At 75.5% G+C, this 15,380-nt stretch carries 12 protein-coding genes; 7 read left to right on the top strand and 5 right to left on the bottom strand.

The genetic code is table 11. The annotated features are described in order from the left end of the window. Positions 1-258 precede the first annotated feature (258 nt). Positions 259-1,227: a CpaE/TadZ family protein gene (locus tag A2U95_RS03255; RefSeq protein ID WP_240957183.1), complete on the bottom strand. Its 969-nt coding sequence runs from the start codon at positions 1,225-1,227 to the stop codon at positions 259-261. 479 nt (positions 1,228-1,706) lie between these two features. Here A2U95_RS03255 and A2U95_RS03250 point away from each other — a divergent pair, with 479 nt between their 5' ends. From A2U95_RS03250 to A2U95_RS03240, 3 genes are all read left to right on the top strand, one after another. Beyond that, the gene (locus tag A2U95_RS03250) at positions 1,707-2,657 is read left to right on the top strand and encodes a protein phosphatase 2C domain-containing protein (RefSeq protein WP_420857015.1); all 951 of its coding nucleotides are present in this window, start codon (positions 1,707-1,709) and stop codon (positions 2,655-2,657) included. Positions 2,658-2,748: 91 nt separating this feature from the next. Further along, positions 2,749-4,491 carry a pyruvate dehydrogenase gene (locus tag A2U95_RS03245; RefSeq protein ID WP_166020715.1) on the top strand — a complete coding sequence of 581 codons (1,743 nt, stop codon included), beginning with the start codon at positions 2,749-2,751 and terminating at the stop codon, positions 4,489-4,491. Positions 4,492-4,694: 203 nt separating this feature from the next. Beyond that, entirely contained in the window at positions 4,695-5,162 is a 468-nt protein-coding gene (locus tag A2U95_RS03240; protein ID WP_240957181.1) for an ATP-binding protein, read from the top strand. Positions 5,163-5,201: 39 nt separating this feature from the next. Here A2U95_RS03240 and A2U95_RS03235 read toward each other — a convergent pair whose 3' ends face one another. Both A2U95_RS03235 and A2U95_RS03230 read right to left on the bottom strand, forming a co-directional pair. Next, complete coding sequence (locus A2U95_RS03235; RefSeq protein ID WP_166020713.1) at positions 5,202-6,197, bottom strand: DUF2637 domain-containing protein; 996 nt, start codon at positions 6,195-6,197, stop codon at positions 5,202-5,204. Between the two features lie 247 nt (positions 6,198-6,444). After that, entirely contained in the window at positions 6,445-7,290 is an 846-nt protein-coding gene (locus A2U95_RS03230; RefSeq protein WP_166020712.1) for an iron-sulfur protein, read from the bottom strand. Between the two features lie 175 nt (positions 7,291-7,465). Here A2U95_RS03230 and A2U95_RS03225 point away from each other — a divergent pair, with 175 nt between their 5' ends. Further along, positions 7,466-8,251: a GntR family transcriptional regulator gene (locus A2U95_RS03225; protein ID WP_206282809.1), complete on the top strand. Its 786-nt coding sequence runs from the start codon at positions 7,466-7,468 to the stop codon at positions 8,249-8,251. 299 nt (positions 8,252-8,550) lie between these two features. Here the strand turns inward: A2U95_RS03225 and A2U95_RS03220 are convergent, their stop codons facing one another. Beyond that, on the bottom strand, positions 8,551-9,351 hold the full coding sequence (locus A2U95_RS03220; protein ID WP_166024768.1) for a hypothetical protein: 801 nt from the start codon (positions 9,349-9,351) through the stop codon (positions 8,551-8,553). 158 nt (positions 9,352-9,509) lie between these two features. After that, positions 9,510-11,252, bottom strand: a complete 1,743-nt coding sequence (locus tag A2U95_RS03215) for a PucR family transcriptional regulator (RefSeq protein WP_166020710.1) — start codon at positions 11,250-11,252, stop codon at positions 9,510-9,512. A 262-nt stretch (positions 11,253-11,514) separates the two neighbouring features. Between A2U95_RS03215 and A2U95_RS03210 the strand changes: the two genes are divergently transcribed. Genes A2U95_RS03210 through pucD form a run of 3 tightly spaced genes read left to right on the top strand, consistent with a single transcriptional unit; the run spans position 11,515 to position 15,343 of the window. Then, on the top strand, positions 11,515-12,405 hold the full coding sequence (locus tag A2U95_RS03210; RefSeq protein ID WP_166020709.1) for an FAD binding domain-containing protein: 891 nt from the start codon (positions 11,515-11,517) through the stop codon (positions 12,403-12,405). Further along, positions 12,405-12,893 (top strand): (2Fe-2S)-binding protein, encoded by a 489-nt coding sequence (locus tag A2U95_RS03205; RefSeq protein ID WP_166024766.1) that lies wholly within the window; start codon positions 12,405-12,407, stop codon positions 12,891-12,893. The genes A2U95_RS03210 and A2U95_RS03205 overlap by 1 nt, the downstream gene beginning before the upstream one ends. Further along, a complete protein-coding gene (gene pucD, locus A2U95_RS03200) occupies positions 12,890-15,343 on the top strand; it encodes a xanthine dehydrogenase subunit D (RefSeq protein WP_166020708.1) in 2,454 nt (817 codons plus the stop codon). Before A2U95_RS03205 ends, pucD begins: the two co-directional genes overlap by 4 nt. Positions 15,344-15,380: the final 37 nt, after the last annotated feature.

The following is a 15,380-nucleotide window of genomic DNA, read 5'->3' as shown; positions in this document are numbered from 1 at the left end:
GTCCTTGCCTTTTCCTCGGCGTCCTCGGTGTCCTCGGTGTCCTCGGCGTCTCCGGCGGCGCCGGCGTCTCCGGCGGTCCCCGGTCTCGGCGGCGCCCTCGGCCCGGCCGGCGGCCCCGGGCCCGTCGGGGTCCCCGGGCCCGTCGGGGTCCCCGGGCTCGCCGGGTCCCCGGTCCGCGCGGCGTGCCCGGCACCGGCGGCCGGGATCACCGGGGCCTGCCCGCCGCAGCCGGCCCAGGCCGCCGCGGGGCGGGCCGGGTCAGCGCCTCCTGTGGGAGAGCCGGAACACCTCCGCGGCCAGCCGTGTGGCGGCCTCCCGGGTGCCGTGGGCCAGCAACTCGGGGCGGATGGTCCCGCCCGCCGCCAGATGACGGTCGTACGGCAGCACCCGCACGCGCGCCCCCGTGGCCTCCAGCCGCTCGGTGGCCTTCGCCAGGTCGACGCCGGACCGCGGAGCGGTCTCGCAGATCACCACCACGGTCGAGGTGGTGATCCCCCGCGGCAGCCCGCTCATCCACTCCAGCACCGCGAGCGTGCTGGCCACGCCCTCCAGCGTCGCCGGCACCGTGAGCACCCGGGCCTGCGCGGCGGACAGCGCGGTGCGGGCGACCTCGGCCGGCATCGTCTCGCAGTCCACCACGGTCACCCCGAAGTAGCGGCGGGTCGAGATCATGACCCGCTCGTACGCCTTGGTGCTGAGCATGGTGCCGACTTGCCCCTGACTGGCGGGCAACAGCCAGGCGTTGCCCGGCAGTTTGACCAGGTAGCCGGTCACGTCGAGCAGGGTCATCTGCGGCTCGATCAGGTCGGCGAGGTCGCCGGTGGTCCAGCGCAGGCTCTCCGCGCCGAGCCGCAGCGGCAGCGAGCCGAGCGCCGGGTCCGCCTCGACCACCAGCACCGGGTCCTGGCGGTAGTGCGCGAAGGTGGTGCCCAGCAGCGCGGCGACCGTGGTCTTGCCCGACCCGCCGCGGATGGACGTCACCGCTATCTGACGGCCGGTGGTGACCGGCTGCTGCAGCACCTCGGCGGTCGCGGTCGTCTCGGCGACCTCACGCGCGGCCGACGAGGAAACGGTCCGCCGCACCGCCCGCAGGGCGCGGGTCAGGAACGGTTCCCCGCGGCGCGGCGCGCGGCCGGCGGCGGCGAGCTTGCCGTCCACCACCGGGCGGGAGTCCGGGGCGGTGCGGGGGGCCCGGGCGCGCGGGGCGGCCTGCGGCCGTCCGGGCACCGCGGCCGGGAACCACCGGGGAACGCGGGACCGCGGAGGGCGGACCCCGCGCCGGCGCGGGAGACGGGGCGGAGCCGGGCGGACCGGACGCGCGGCCGGGGCCTGCGGAGGGACGGGGGGAGGACCGGGGTCCCTCGCTCCCCGGGCCCCGGGCCGACGGGGGAGAGCCCGGCCGCCGTGCCGGAGGCGGGAAGCGGACCTCCGGGACGGCCGACTGGTTCGGCACAGGCACAGGCACAGGCACAGGGACCGGCACCGGCATCGGTCGCGATGCCGGTACGCCCGGCGGTCGTGATGCCGGTTCCGGCGGTGACGGCGTGACCGGCGGTCCGGGCGCGCCGGGGGGCGCACGGAGCGGAGCCGGGCCTGCCGGCGGTTCCGGAGCCGCCCGCGGCACCGGGCCGGCCTCCGGTGCTCGTGCCGTCGCGTCGCGCGGCCGGTCCGAGGGGGCCGGTGCCTTACCGCCCGACCGCGGGACGCTGGACCTCGGAGGCGGAGGAGGTTCCGGAGGACGGGCCGGGGCCGTGGCGTACGTGGGGGAGGAGCCGCCGGGCTACGAGCCCGAGCCGACCTCGCTGCCCATGGCGGACCCCGGCACGCTGGAGGACCTGGTGCCGGACACCGTGCTCGACGGCGCCCGGCACGGCGGGCTGACGCTGCGGGCCGCGTCCGTGCGCGGGGACTCCGCCCGGTACCGGGGCGAGGTGCGGCGGGACGCGCTGCTGACGGCCCGGTTCGGGGTGGGCGACCGGGCACTGGTCCTGGTGGCCGTGGCCACGGGAGCCCGGGCCACCCCCGAGGGGCAGCGGGCCGCCGCCGCGGCCTGCCGCTGGATCGGCCAGGCCGTCGGCCGCAGCGCCGCCCGGCTCGCCGAGGACATCCGCGAAGGGCGCCGCGCCGACCTGCGGGCGGGACTCCAGCGGCTCACCGACCGCAGCCTCGGCCGCCTGCGCGCGGCCGCCGCCGACGAGGACCACGGGCCCGGCGGGGAGCGGGCGTCGCTGCGCTGCCTGCTGCTGCCCGCCGACCCGGAGTGCCGCACCCGGGTGTTCTTCGGCGTCGGCGAAGGCGGCCTCCACCGGCTGCGCGACGGCGACTGGCAGGACCTCGAGCCCCGCCCCGTCGGACCCGCCGCGGCCACCCTCGACCTCGGCATCAGCACACCGCCGAGCCCGTACGAACCGGCTCCCGCGCCACCCCGCGAGCCGTTCCGGTTCCGCACCTGCGTCGCCCGGCCGGGGGACCGGCTGCTGATGTCGGCGGCGGGCCTGGCCGAACCGCTGGGCGACGAGCCCGCGCTCCGCGCCCACCTGGCGCGGCGGTGGGCCGCGCCCGAGCCGCCGGGGCTCGCCGACTTCCTGGCGGACGTGCAGGTGCGGGTGAAGGGTTACGCCGACGACCGCACGGCGGTGGCCGTCTGGGAGGCGTGAACCCGCGTCGCGTGGATTGATGGTCCCGGGACGGGGGACACGAGCGGTCCGGACACGGATCGTGAACACGCAGCGAAGGGCACGCTCAGCCATGGCCAAGCAGAACGTCGCCGAGCAGTTCGTCGACATCCTCACCCGCGCGGGCGTGCGGCGCATGTACGGGGTGGTCGGGGACAGCCTCAACCCCGTCGTGGACGCCGTGCGCCGCCACAAGGGCATCGACTGGGTGCACGTACGCCACGAGGAGGCCGCCGCCTTCGCGGCCGGCGCCGAGGCGCAGGTCACCGGACAGCTGACCGCCTGCGCCGGCTCCTGCGGCCCCGGCAACCTGCACCTGATCAACGGCCTGTACGACGCCCACCGCTCCATGGCCCCGGTGCTGGCGCTCGCCTCGCACATCCCCTCCTCGGAGATCGGGCTCGGCTTCTTCCAGGAGACCCACCCGGACCGGCTGTTCCGCGACTGCAGCCACTACAGCGAGATGATCTCCAGCCCGGCGCAGATGCCGCGCCTGCTGAACACCGCCGTGCAGCACGCCGTGGGCCGCTCCGGCGTCAGCGTCGTCACCCTTCCCGGCGACATCGCCGACGAGCCCGCCCCCGAGGGCGCGTACGACACGGCGCTGGTCACGTCCCGGCCGTCGGTGCGCCCCGGGGACGCCGAACTCGACGCCCTGGTGGAGATGATCGACAAGGCGGACAAGGTCACCCTGTTCTGCGGCGCCGGCTGCAAGAGCGCGCACAACGAGGTCATGCAGCTCGCCGAACTCCTCAAGTCGCCGGTCGGCCACGCCCTGCGGGGCAAGGAATGGATCCAGTACGACAACCCCTACGACGTCGGGATGAGCGGTCTGCTCGGCTACGGCGCCGCCTACGAGGCCACCCACGAGTGCGACCTGCTGATCCTGCTCGGCACCGACTTCCCCTACAACGCCTTCCTCCCCGACGACGTGCAGATCGCCCAGGTCGACGTCCGCCCGGAGCACCTCGGCCGCCGCTCCCGGCTGGACCTGGCGGTGTGGGGCGACGTCAAGGAGACCCTGCGGTGCCTGATCCCCCGGGTGAAGGCGAAGAAGAGCCGCAGGTTCCTCGACAAGATGCTGAAGAAGCACGCCGACGCGCTCGAGGGCGTGGTCAAGGCCTACACCCGCAAGGTGGACAAGCACGTACCGATCCACCCCGAGTACGTGGCCGCGGTGCTCGACGAACTCGCCGACGACGACGCCGTGTTCACCGTCGACACCGGCATGTGCAACGTGTGGGCCGCGCGGTACATCACCCCCAACGGACGCCGGCGCGTCATCGGCTCGTTCTCCCACGGCTCGATGGCCAACGCCCTGCCGATGGCGATCGGAGCACAGTTCACCGACCGCCGCCGGCAGGTCGTGTCGATGTCCGGCGACGGCGGATTCGCCATGCTGATGGGGGAGTTCCTGACCCTGGTGCAGTACGACCTGCCGGTGAAGGTGGTGCTCTTCAACAACTCCTCGCTCGGCATGGTGGAGCTGGAGATGCTGGTCGCCGGTCTGCCTTCGCACGGCACCGCCAACACCAACCCGGACTTCGCCGCCGTCGCCGAGGCCTGCGGGGCCTTCGGGGTGCGGGTGGAGAAGCCGAAGGACCTCGCGGGCGCGCTGAAGGCGGCCTTCCGGCACAAGGGGCCCGCGCTGGTGGACGTGGTGACCGACCCCAACGCGCTGTCCATCCCCCCGAAGATCAAGAAGGAGATGGTCACCGGGTTCGCGCTCTCCGCCTCCAAGGTGGTGCTGGACGGCGGCGTGGGACGGATGCTGCAGATGGCCCGCTCCAACCTGCGCAACGTCCCCCGGCCCTGACGAAATCCGGGCCCTCCTCCCTCTCCTGCCGGAACGGGATGAGTGCCGCGTTCCGGACGGGGGCATGCATCCCGTGACCGTGTTCGAGAACGGAGTGCGCCGACGAGCGCGAACGGGGGGTCATGAAGAGGCAGGCACCAGAGGTGGGCATCTCCGCCGTCGCCGACGCGGCGGAGCCGTCCACCGGACCAGGCGTGCGACCAGTGGCACGGGAAGCGGGTCTCGTCCCGGCCCCCAGGCCCCGCCTCCGCATACGGCGGCCCCGGCTCAGGCAGCGCCTGCGCCGGGCCGACCTGGGCGCCGTGCCCCGGGCGCGGCGGGCGCTGCGGGAACTGGTGCGGTGCGACGCGCCGGGCCGGCCGTGGGACGGCGACGTGCTGGAGACGGCGGAACTGCTCACCACCGAACTGGTCACCAACGCGCTGGTGCACACGGGCCGTGGCGCGGTGCTCAAGGTGACGGTCACCGGGCGGCGACTACGGGTCGAGGTGCGGGACTTCGTGCGACCCCGCCGGCTTCCGGTGGGCAAGGAGGCCGAGGAGGACGCCACCTGCGGAAGAGGACTGCTCCTGGTGGCCACCCTCGCCGACACGTGGGGGGTGCGGGGCCACGCCCTCGGCAAGTCGGTGTGGTTCGAGCTGGCGTACCGCGGGGCGGGTCAGGCCCGCTGACGGGCGGCGGACGAACGCGGGCCCCCGGGCGGTGACCGGTCAGCCGAACTGCTGCTCCAGGTCCTTCAGTTTGCGCTCCAGCGTGTCCAACTGCCGCAGGGCCATGGTGTCCTCCTCGGGCGCCGGAAGCGACGGACGGCTGCGCAGCGGAAGTTGTTCGGGCTCCGAAGCGGCGGCGGCACCGGCGCCGTCGGCGCGTTCGAGCTCCACCTGGGACGCCGGCCGTTCCGGCAGGGCGGCGGGGGCGTGCCCACGGCTGACCGCCTTGAGGTGGGCCCGCTCCACCCGCTTCTGCTCCCGGCGGCGCCGCCGGGCCCGCTCCCGCGTCCGGGTGTCCTCGCGGACCTCCTCCACCGCCTCGTCGAGGCTGCGCACGCCCTCCAGCAGCATCAGCGACCAGGCGCGGTAGGTCTCGCGCGGCGCGCGCAGCCACCGCACCGCCCGGATCTGCGGCAACGGCCGCGGGATCAGGCCCTGTTCCCGCAGGGCGGCACGACGGGTCTGCTTCAGCGCGCGGTCGAAGAGGACCGCGGCGGAGAGCGACATGCCGGCGAAGAACTGCGGCGCGCCGGCGTGGCCCAGGCCGCGCGGGGCGTGCACCCAGTTGAACCAGGCGGCCGCGCCCGCGAACAGCCAGACCAGCATCCTGGAGCCCAGGGCCGCGTCGCCGTGGCTCGCCTCGCGCACCGCGAGCACCGAGCAGAACATCGCCGCACCGTCCAGGCCGAACGGCACCAGGTACTCCCAGCCGCCGGACAGGCCGAGGTTCTGGCGGCCGAAGCCGACCAGGCCGTGGAAGGAGAGCGCGGCGGCCACCGCGGCACAGCAGAACAGCAGGACGTAGGACGCCGTGCCGTAGACCGCCTCCTTGCGCCGTCGGCGTTCCTCGCTGCGCTCCCAGGAGTCGTCCGAGGAGGCCGGGCCCGCCGCCGACGCCTTCCGGCCGCGCGCGAGCACCGCCACCGCCGCCAGCACGCCGAGGAGCAGCACGGCGCCCGGAAGCAGCCAGTCCAGCGAAACGTCGGTCAATCTCATCCGGTGTCCCTTGCGTCGGGCTTGCGTGGGAAGGGCGTGACTGCCGGCCATGGTGGCCCAACCGGCGTGCCCCGCAAGGGGTTTCGAGACAAGAGGAACCGAGGGAGTGGTGCGGAGGGACGGGTTCGCGCCCCGCCTCTCGAACGTGCGCCCTGGAGGTGCGAGATGTGTTCGAAGGGAAATCGCTCTCACGGGTGATGCCGAGAGGGGCCGCCTGACGGCGGCCGGGCGCAGATCCGATCAGATGTCAGGCCGCCTGTGCCGCCGTCAGCTTCGCGATGCGGTCGGTGTCGCAGGTGCGCGGGCAGGTGACGCAGGTGTTGTCGGCCAGGGTGTAGGCCAGGCAGCAGGTCACCCGGTCGCGGGTGGTCAGCGGTTCGCCGGCCGGGCCGGGCAGCTCCCGGAAGCCGGCGGCGCCGGGCAGCGGGAGGGTCGCGCCGGGCAGCATCCGGCCCAGTTCCTCCACGGCCCGCCGCTCCTCGCCCAGCAGGCTGCCGATGTACCACAGGCCCTCGGCCAGTTCGTCGGTCACCATTCCCCACAGCGAACGGCCGCGGCGGCGCATCCGCGGGCCGAAGACCTCCAGGACCGGTCCCATGTGCTCGGCGGCCGCCGCCCGCACCTCGGCGCGCAGGGCGTCCTCGTCGGGCACCACCCGGGCGCCGGGCAGCGCGGCGGCGGGGTCGTCCGGCAGGCAGGCGAAGGTGCGCGGACGCACCGCGATCCGGCCGGACGGGTGGTGGACCGCGACGTCGTCCACGGTGAGCCGCGGCACCCGGCGATCCAGGAAGGCGGGGACGGTGAACAGCAGGCAGACCGGCCAGGCGTACCGGTGCAGGGCGAGGGAGGCGCCCACGTCCGGGCGGGGCCGCCTGCCGTAGTACTCCTCCACCGTCGCCTCGTCCCGGGCGATCAGCTCCGCGACCTCGGGGCCCTCCTCGGTGAACCGGGCGGCGGCCGTCCAGCCGGCCTCGGCGTCGGCCCGCTCGGTGGGCAGCGGCTCGCCGGGCGCGACCTCCGTCACGGTCAGGCCGGGGAAGGCCTGGGCGAGGCGGTCGTAGGCGTCCTGAAAGGCCGAGGTGGCAAGGGGCACGACGGACTCCCGTTCCCGTGAGCTGAGGAGGCGATGACAGGTAAGCCTTACCTTACTCATAGTGGCCGGGGGTGGGAACACCGAGGCCCGGCACTTATCGTGCTGGAGTCCGAACAGAGCAGGAACCGGAGCCGGAACCGGAACCGGAAGGCACACCCTCGACCAGGAGGTCCCCGTGGAGCAGGCACGTCCGCGCGAGCGGACGGACGCGTCGGCGTCGCCGGGCGGCGCCGCCGGAGCGGTCCCGGCGCGCGGGGAGCACACGCACGCCCCGGCGGAGGCCGCGCCGTCGCTGCCCGCGCCGCGGGAGCCGCACGCCCGGCCCCCGGTCAGGCGGGCCTTCGTGCGCGATCAGGTGCTCCGGGCGCTGCGCGCGGCCTTGGTCGCCGGGGAGCTGGCGCCCGGCGAGGTGTACTCGGCGCCGGTGCTGGGGCAGCGGCTCGGGGTGTCGGCGACGCCGGTGCGTGAGGCCATGCAGCAGCTGGCGGCGGAGGGGGCCGTCGAGGTGGTCCCCAACCGGGGTTTCCGGGTGGTCGAGCGGGGGGCGCGGGAGCTGGCCGAGCTGGCCGAGGTGCGGGCCCTGATCGAGGTGCCGGTGGTGCTGCGGCTGGCCCGCACGGTGCCCGCGCGGCGGTGGGCCGAGCTGCGGCCGCTCGCGGAGCGGACCGTGCTGGCCGCCTCCTCGGGCTGCCCGGCCGCGTACGCCGAGGCGGACCGGGCCTTCCACCGCGCCCTGCTGTCCCTCGCGGGCAACGCCGAACTGGTGCGGATCGCGGACGACCTGCACCGGCGCTCCCGGTGGCTCCCGGCCCCCGGGGAGGGCGGTGCCGGGACGCCCGGTCACGGCGAGCTGGTCGCCGACGCGGCCGAGCACGGCGCGCTGCTGGACGCCCTGGCGGAGCAGGACCTCGACGTGGTCCGGCGGCTGGTGCGCGCACACTTCGCGGGCGCGGACCTGTAGCGGTCCGCGGGCGGTCCGCGGGCGGGCCGCGGACCGCCGGAGGGCGGGACGGCCCCGCGCGCCGCCGACGCTCACGACGGAGGGGCGAACGTCTTCCGGCGCCCTTCGGGGACGGCCTCCATGCCGTCGCCGGTCACCTTCACGGCGGCCCGGTCGTCGATCGCGTACGCGGGGACCCCGAGTCCGGCCGCCCGCCGCCCGGCACGGGCCGCGGTGTTCCCCGGCCACGCCTCGTGGTCCCGGTGCGGGAGGAGCGGGAAGCCGACGACGCCCGGCGGGCCGTCCGGGCCCGGCGGAGCCTAGGCGTCGTCCGCCGGGGCCGGGTCGTCGGAGGGCTCCGCGCCGTCCTCCTCCAGGTGGGGGGACAGCCAGGTCGGCACGCCCCCCAGCAGCCGGTGCAGCCGGCGGGCCTCGGCGCGCAGGCGGCGGGCCTTGGGCTCCGGCTCCGTGCCGGCGAGGGAGAGCAGCGCGGGAGCCGTGCCGACCAGGTAGCCCAGCTCGACCCGCAGCCGCAGCGACTCGGTGAAGCCGTGCCGCGCCTCGGCGACGTCGCCGTCCTGGAGGGCCAGCGCGGCCAGGTGCCGCCAGGTGAAGGAGAGCAGCAGCGGGTCCGGGTGGGCGGTGGCCCCCGCGTGCGCCCTGCGGTAGGCGGCGCGGGCCGCCTGGGGAGCCCGGGCGATGTTCTGGGCGACCAGCCCGCGGCGGAAGTCCAGCAGGGCCCGCCGGGGCGTCCCGGGCGGGATCAGCGCGGCCGCCCGGCCGAGCGCGGCGCGCGCCTCGTCCGCCCGGTCGCGCACCCCGTGCAGGGTGGCCGCGTAGGCGAGGTACCCGCGCTCGCAGGCCGCCCCGCCCCGTTCCTCGCTGCTGCGGGCCGTCGCCTCTGCGTTGCGCAGCTCGTCCTCGGCGTCCTCCCAGCCCTCCTCGGCGTACAGGCACCGCTCCACCAGCAGCGCGGCCCGGTGCAGGGCGCCGTCGGGGGTGTCGCGGGGGAGCAGGGCGGCGGCGTCGGCCCAGCACGCCCGGGAGCGCAGGCGCCATACGGCTGCCTGGAGGGACTCCTCGCCTGCGGTCGTCGCTGCGGTCGTTGCGGTACCGGACATGGCGGTGTACGCCACGTTGCCCTCCCCGAGCACGCCATCGAGCCGGATGTGGTGGTGGCGGAATCTCAGCACGATTCAGATGTTCCGGCCAAGAGGTCGGGTGAAACATTTCACAAAGTGGCCGGACCCGGTGTGTGGCGAGAAACGATTCGCCCGGGTCAGCTCATCCGCAGGGCGAGGAAGAAGTCGAGCTTGTCCTCCAGGCGGGACAGGTCACGCCCCGTCAACTGCTCGATGCGGCCCACCCGGTACCGCAGGGTGTTGACGTGCAGGTGGAGGCGGGCGGCGCACCGGGTCCACGAGCCGTCGGCCTCCAGGAAGGCCTCCAGGGTCGGGATCAGCTCGGCGCGGTGCCGTCCGTCGTACTCCCGCAGCGGGTCCAGCAGCCGGGCCGTGAAGGCGCGCCGTACGTCGTCGGGGACGAACGGCAGCAGCAGCACGTGCGAGGCGAGCTCCTGGTGCCCGGCCGCGCAGACGGCGCCGGTGCGGGCGGCGGCCACCCGGCGGGCGTGCCGGGCCTCCTCCAGCGCCCCGCGCAGGCCCTCGGCGGAGTGCACGGGGGCGCTGACGCCCAGGGTGACCCGCCCCTCGTCGCCGAGCCCGGCGGCCAGCGGCTCCCGCACGGCGGCCAGCAGCGACTCGGCGGACAGACCCGCCGGGTGGTGTTCCCGGGCGCCCGCGGCGCCCTCGGCCGAGCCGGTGCGGGCGGTGTCCTCGCCGGCCGGGGGCAGCGGCACCAGGGCGACGGCCTCCTCGCCGGAGTGCGCCACGGCCAGCCGGTCGGAAGGCTCCGGGCCGTCCGCGGACGGGTCGACCAGCAACTCCTCCAGCAGCGCCTGGGCGAGCCGCCCGCCCTCGGCGCGGTCCTCGGCCCCCTGCCACTCGACGCGGGCCACCACCACCTGCCAGTCCGGGGCGGCCTCCAGGCCGGGCAGCAGCACGGGAGCGGCGACCCGCAGCCGGGCCGCGATCTCGCCGGGCGCGGCACCCGCCTGGACCAGTTCCAGCAGTTCCTGCGCCAGCCGCCGGCGCACGGCGCGCCCGGTGTCCCGGCGTTCCCGCTCCACGGCCACCAGCTGGGTGACGCCGTGCACCAGGTCCAGCCGCGCCTCGGGCCACTCGGCGGCGTCGGCCTCGACGGCCAGCAGCCAGTCGGACAGGGCCGGACCCGCCGCGGCGGTCTCCCGGCGCTCGCGCGGTCCCTGCCCGGGCCGGTCCGCGCGGACGGCGGCGCGGACCGGGAAGAGGGAGTACGTCGTCCCGCCGGCCGTCACCCGGTGGGGCGCGCGGCGGCCCGCGCGCAGCGCGGCCAGGTGCTCCGCCGCCAGCCGGGTGCGGACCTCGGGCGGGAGGTCGGGGCCGGCCCCCTCGGGCCCGGCGATCGGGCGGCCCGCGGGGGAGAGGACCCAGGCCCGCAGGTCCAGGTCCGAGCCGAGCAGCTCCAGCACCACGTCCGGGCCGCCCCCGGCGGGCCCGGCCGTCATCATGCGGCGGTGCCGGTCCACCACCGCCGCCAGGTCCCCGGCCCGCTCGCCGGACACCTGGCGCACCACGTGCTCGGTGATGCTCGCGAACGCAACGGACTCGTCCACCGCGAACAGCGGCAGCCGGTGCCGGGCGCAGGCCTCGACCAGGTCGTCGGGAATGCCCGCCAGCTCCGCCTCTCCGGCCCCCAGGGCGGCCGCGCCGGCGTCGGTGAGGATGCGCACGAACCGTTCCGAGTCGGCGGGCCCGTGACGCCAGAGGAGACCGGTCAGGACCAGCTCGCCACCGGTCAGGTAGCGGCCGGGGTCCTTCAGGTCGGTGGTCATCACGCCGCGCACCGCGCGGTCCAGCTCGTCCTCGCCGCCGAGCAGCCGCAGGCCGAGCCCGGGGGTGTCCAGCAGTGCGCGGAGCCGCATTCCAGTCGCCGCCGTTCGGGTCTCGAGGTCGTGGAGCCATCGGGGTGCTGTGTTCCCGTACGGAAACGCGAAGTCCGAGCACCTCGCCCCTTCATACGAATCTACAAGATGGAAGGCGTGGCCAGCCAATTCCTTCGTGTCTTCGGCGACTGACCTGGTCGGGTGACGGGGCGGTGTACTGGACGCTCCGAGCGTCTACACGTATCGGACCACCCCTTCGCGCCACGCGCGTAGACAGCATTCCGGGAGGAGCGGCCCAGGCATGGAATTCCTACGACCTGCCAGCTGGGAGGAGGCGCTCGCCGTCAAGGCCGAGCACCCCGACGCGGTGCCCCTCGCGGGCGGCACCGACGTGATGGTCGAGCTGAACTTCGGCCACCGCCGCCCCGAACGGCTGCTCGACCTCGGGCGGATCGCCGAGCTGGAGGAGTGGGAGGGCGACGGCCCCGCCGTGCGCCTGGGCGCCTCCGTGCCCTACACGCGGATCATGGAAGGGCTGCGGCCCGACCTCCCCGGCCTCGCCCTGGCCGCCCACACCGTGGCCTCCCCGCAGATCCGCAACCGCGGCGGCGTCGGCGGCAACCTCGGCACCGCCTCCCCGGCCGGCGACGCCCACCCCGCGCTGCTCGCCTCCGGCGCGGAGGTCGAGGCGGTCTCCACGCGCGGCACCCGCCTGATCCCGATCGACGACTTCTACCTGGGTCCCAAGCGCAACGCGCTCGCCCCCGACGAACTGATCCGCGCGGTGCGCGTGCGGCGGGCCGGCGGACCGCAGCAGTTCGCCAAGGTGGGCACCCGCAACGCCATGGTGATCGCGGTCTGCGCCTTCGGCCTCGCGCTCCACCCGGAGAGCCGCACGCTCCGCACCGGCATCGGATCCGCCGCGCCCACGCCGGTGCGCGCCCGGGAGGCGGAGGAGTTCCTGGGCGGGGTGCTGGAGGAGGAACGGTGCTGGGACACCGGACGCCCGCCACCGCCGTCGGCGGCGCGGCGGTTCGCCGAGCTCTGCTCCGCGGCCTGCTCGCCGATCGACGACGTGCGCGGCACCGCCGCCTACCGCCGCCGCGCGGTGGGCGTGCTCGCCCGCCGCACCCTGGGCTGGGCCTGGCAGGAGTACCGCGGGAGCGCCCGCGTCACGGAGGGAGTCGCATGATGCGTGTCCGGCTGACGGTCAACGGCCGCCTCCGGGAGGCCGACGACGTCTGGGAGGGCGAGTCGCTGCTGTACGTGCTGCGCGAGCGGCTGGGACTCCCCGGCTCCAAGAACGCCTGCGAACAGGGCGAGTGCGGATCCTGCACGGTGCGCCTGGACGGTGTGCCGGTCTGCGCCTGCCTGGTCGCCGCCGGACAGGCCGAGGGGCGCGAGGTGGTCACCGTGGAGGGACTGGCACCGGAGGGCGAACTGTCCACCGTGCAGAAGGCGTTCATCGACGCCGGCGCCGTCCAGTGCGGGTTCTGCACGCCCGGCCTGCTGGTCGCCGCCGACGAGCTCCTGGACCGCGAGCCGAAGCCCGCGGACGCCGACATCAGGGAGGCCCTCTCGGGCAACCTGTGCCGCTGCACCGGGTACGAGAAGATCATGGACGCGGTCCGCCTGGCCGCCGCCCGGCGCTCCGCCGAGCCGGAAGGGGACCGGGCATGACCGACCTCACCGAGGGGCACGCCGCCCCCGCCGTCCCCGGCGTGCGCTCCGAGGCGGACCGGCGCGCCGGCGTGCTCGGGCTGCCCACACGGTTCACCCAGCGCGCCGGGAACGTCGGCGGCGTCGGCGAGTCGGTGCCGCGCCCCGACGGCGTCCTCAAGGTCACCGGCGAGTTCGCCTACTCCTCGGACCTGTGGCACGAGCACATGTTGTGGGGCCACCTGTTGCGCTCCACCACGGCACACGCCGACATCCTCTCCATCGACGTGTCCGAAGCACTGGCCACGCCGGGTGTGCACGCCGTGCTGACGTACGACGACCTGCCGACCGAGGTCCGCCACTACGGCCTGGAGATCCAGGACACCCCCGTCCTCGCCCACCGCCGGATCCGCCACCACGGCGAACCGATCGCCGCCGTCGCCGCCGACCACCCGGAGATCGCCCGGCGGGCCGCGGAGAAGATCAAGGTCGAGTACCGCGAACTCCCCGTGCTCACGGACGAGGAGAGCGCCACCGCGCCCGACGCGATCGTGCTCCACGAGGACCGCACCGACCACCACGCCCCGCACGTCCCGCATCCCAACGTCGTGCACCGCCAGCCGATCGTCCGCGGCGACGTCGAACGGGCCGCCGCCCGCGCCGACTTCGTGGTCCGCGGCGAGTACGAGTTCGGGATGCAGGACCAGGCGTTCCTCGGCACCGAGTCCGGCATGGCGGTCCCCGCCGAGGACGGCGGCGTCGACCTCTACGTCGCCACCCAGTGGCTGCACGCCGACCGCCGGCAGATCGCGCCCGTCCTCGGACTGCCCGAGGAGAAGGTGCGGATGACCCTGGCCGGCGTCGGCGGGGCGTTCGGCGGGCGCGAGGACCTCTCCATGCAGATCCACGCCTGCCTGCTCGCCCTGCGCACCGGGCGGCCGGTGAAGATGGTCTTCAACCGGTACGAGTCCTTCTTCGGCCACGTCCACCGCCACCCGGCCAGGCTGGTCTACGAGCACGGCGCCACCAAGGACGGCCGGCTCACCCACGTCCGCGCCCGCATCGTGCTCGACGGCGGCGCCTACGCCTCCTCCTCCCCGGCCGTGGTCGGCAACGCGGCCTCGCTGAGCGTGGGCCCGTACGAGGTGGACGCCGTGGAGGTGGAGGCGCTCGCCCTCTACACCAACAACCCGCCGTGCGGCGCGATGCGCGGCTTCGGCGCCGTGCAGGCCTGTTTCGCCTACGAGGCGCAGATGGACCGGCTGGCCGACGCGGTCGGCATGGACCGGGTCGCCTTCCGGCAGCTCAACGCCATGTCCCAGGGGTCGGTGATGCCCACCGGCCAGGTCGTCGACTCGCCCGCCCCCGTCGCCGAACTGCTGCGCAGGGTGAGTGAGTTGCCGCTGCCGGCCGAGCGGCCCTGGGAGACCGGCGGGGGCGGGGTCGACGTGCGCGCCCTGCCCGGCGGACTCTCCAACACCAGCCACGGCGAGGGCGTGGTGCGCGGGGTCGGGTACGCGGTCGGCATCAAGAACGTCGGCTTCTCGGAGGGGTTCGACGACTACTCCACCGCCCGGGTGCGGCTGGAGACCGCCGGGGGCGAGGCGGTCGCCTCGGTGCACACCGCCATGGCGGAGGTCGGGCAGGGCGGCGTCACCGTCCACACCCAGATCGCCCGCACCGAGCTCGGCGTCACCGGGGTCACCGTCCAGCCCGCCGACACCCGGGTGGGCAGCGCCGGCTCCACCTCGGCCTCCCGGCAGACCTACGTCACGGGCGGAGCCGTCAAGCGGGCCTGCGAGCTGGTGCGCGAGCGGGTGCTGGAGCTGGGGCGGGCCAGGTTCGGAGCCACCCAGCCGGCCTGGGCCTCCGACGGGCTGCGGCTCGAGGGCGGCAAGGTGGTCGCCGGGGACGGCGCGGTGCTGGCCGGGCTGGCGGAGGTGCTCGGCGACGAGGCCGTCGAGGTCGAGACCGAGTGGCGCCACCGGCCCACCCGGCCCTTCGACCGGCACACCGGCCAGGGCGACGGCCACGTCCAGTACTCCTTCGCCGCCCACCGGGCCGTGGTCGACGTGGACGTCGAACTCGGCCTGGTCAAGGTGGTGGAGCTGGCCTGCGCCCAGGACGTCGGCAAGGCGGTGAACCCGCTCGCCGTGGTCGGCCAGATCCAGGGCGGCAGCACGCAGGGGCTCGGGGTGGCGCTGATGGAGGAGATCGTGGTGGACCGCACCACGGGACTGGTCCGCAACCCCTCCTTCACCGACTACCTCATCCCCACCATCCTCGACACCCCGCCGATGCCGGTGGAGGTGCTGGAACTCGCCGACGAGAACGCGCCGTACGGGCTGCGCGGGGTGGGCGAGGCGCCCACCCTCTCCTCGACGCCGGCGATCCTCGCCGCGGTGCGGGCGGCGACCGGGCTGGACCTGCGGCGGACGCCGGTGCGACCGGAACACCTCACGGACGGGTAAGGGTTCCCCCCGGGGCCCCACGGCGGAAAGGAGCGCG

The sequence above is a fragment of the Streptomyces chilikensis genome, from assembly GCF_001642695.1.
Classification (GTDB): domain Bacteria; phylum Actinomycetota; class Actinomycetes; order Streptomycetales; family Streptomycetaceae; genus Streptomyces; species Streptomyces chilikensis.
This window is presented reverse-complemented; position numbering and strand designations above follow the sequence as displayed.

What these genes read in the sequence shown, in the direction of transcription:
- A2U95_RS03220 (WP_166024768.1), bottom strand. Translation starts at nt 9,351, where the DNA reads ATGTCCGGTACCGCAACGACCGCAGCGACGACCGCAGGCGAGGAGTCC.
- A2U95_RS03235 (WP_166020713.1), bottom strand. Translation starts at nt 6,197, where the DNA reads ATGAGATTGACCGACGTTTCGCTGGACTGGCTGCTTCCGGGCGCCGTG.
- pucD (WP_166020708.1), top strand. Translation starts at nt 12,890, where the DNA reads ATGACCGACCTCACCGAGGGGCACGCCGCCCCCGCCGTCCCCGGCGTG.
- A2U95_RS03215 (WP_166020710.1), bottom strand. Translation starts at nt 11,252, where the DNA reads ATGCGGCTCCGCGCACTGCTGGACACCCCCGGGCTCGGCCTGCGGCTG.
- A2U95_RS03210 (WP_166020709.1), top strand. Translation starts at nt 11,515, where the DNA reads ATGGAATTCCTACGACCTGCCAGCTGGGAGGAGGCGCTCGCCGTCAAG.
- A2U95_RS03245 (WP_166020715.1), top strand. Translation starts at nt 2,749, where the DNA reads ATGGCCAAGCAGAACGTCGCCGAGCAGTTCGTCGACATCCTCACCCGC.
- A2U95_RS03205 (WP_166024766.1), top strand. Translation starts at nt 12,405, where the DNA reads ATGCGTGTCCGGCTGACGGTCAACGGCCGCCTCCGGGAGGCCGACGAC.